This is a genomic window from Pseudorhodoplanes sp. (assembly GCF_035565855.1).
In the GTDB taxonomy this organism is placed as follows: domain Bacteria; phylum Pseudomonadota; class Alphaproteobacteria; order Rhizobiales; family Xanthobacteraceae; genus Pseudorhodoplanes.
Map to the genome: position 1 here is coordinate 1 of NZ_DATMRX010000140.1, position 1520 is coordinate 1520.

The window sequence follows — 1520 nt, forward strand, 5'->3', positions numbered from 1 at the left end:
AGATTTTCGGCAAGGGCGCGAAGTTCGATCCGGCGCGCCTCTACAAGATGGCACGCTCCAAGGCCTATCTTTTCGGCGGCGTCGAGATCCGCTGGAGTTGCGATCCGCTGCTGATCGGCGAGAAGGACACCACGCCCCCGAAGGACGAGTTCCACTATCCGGGCGGTCTCAAGGATTATCTGGCCGCCTCGCTGGGCGGCGATTTTCAGGTCACGCGTGAAATCTTCGCCGGCAAGACCGAGCGTCAGGGTGGTCATGGCTCCGTCGAATGGGCCGTGACCTGGTATGGCGGCGACGGCTTCCTAAACTCCTACTGCAACACCATTCCGACCGGTGAAGGCGGCACGCATGAAACCGGCCTGCGCAACGTGCTGCTGCGCGGCCTGCGCGCCTATGCCGATCTGGTCGGCAACAAGCGCGCCTCGGTGGTGACGTCCGAAGACGTGATGATCTCGGCCGCCGGCATGCTGTCCGTATTCATCCGCGAACCGGAATTCGTCGGCCAGACCAAGGATCGCCTTGCGACGGTCGAAGCCGTGCGCATCGTCGAAAGCGCTATCCGCGATCCGTTCGACCACTGGCTGGCAGACAACCCGCAGGAAGCCTCGAAGCTGCTCGACTGGGTGATCCAGCGCGCCGACGAACGCGTTCGCCGCCGTCAGGAGCGCGAGGTGTCGCGCAAGACCGCCGTGCGCAAGCTGCGTCTGCCCGGCAAGCTGGCCGACTGCACCCAGAATGCCGCCGCAGGTGCCGAACTGTTCATCGTCGAGGGTGACTCGGCTGGTGGCTCCGCCAAGCAGGCGCGCGACCGCGCCACGCAGGCCGTCCTGCCGCTGCGCGGCAAGATCCTCAACGTCGCCAGCGCCGGTCACGACAAGCTCACCGCCAACCAGACGATTTCCGACCTGGTTCAGGCGCTCGGCTGCGGCACGCGCTCGAAATATCGCGATCAGGACCTTCGCTACGACCGCGTCATCATCATGACCGATGCCGATGTCGACGGCGCGCACATCGCCTCGCTGCTCATCACCTTCTTCTATCAGGAGATGCCGCAGCTCATTCATGGCGGGCATCTCTACATGGCGGTGCCCCCGCTCTATTCGATCCGGCAGGGCGGCAAGGTCGCCTATGCGCGCGACGACGCCCACAAGGACGAATTGCTGCGCACCCAGTTCACCGGGCGCGGCAAGGTGGAGATCGGGCGGTTCAAGGGCCTTGGCGAGATGATGGCGCATCAGCTCAAGGAAACCACCATGGACCCGAAGAAGCGCACGCTTCTGCGTGTCGATGTGATCGATGAGGAAGCAGCAACCCGCGATGCGGTGGATGCGCTGATGGGGACAAAGCCGGAAGCACGCTTCCGCTTCATCACCGAGCGTGCCGAATTCGCCGAGGCCGACGCGCTGGACATCTGATCCTTTATGCGAGCGATGAACCGGATCAGGGACACGCTTGCAGGCCTGATGCGTCCGACGCGCGGCGACTGGGTTTTCGCACTTCGCACCACGCTTGCCGGTCTT

1 protein-coding gene is annotated in these 1520 nt (G+C 64.1%); it reads left to right on the plus strand.

Annotation, left to right across the window (positions count from 1 at the left end):
* Nucleotides 1–1415 (plus strand): toprim domain-containing protein (locus tag VN004_RS07960; RefSeq protein WP_325608723.1); only part of this gene is annotated, 1415 nt, incomplete at its 5' end.
* Nucleotides 1416–1520 lie beyond the last annotated feature (105 nt).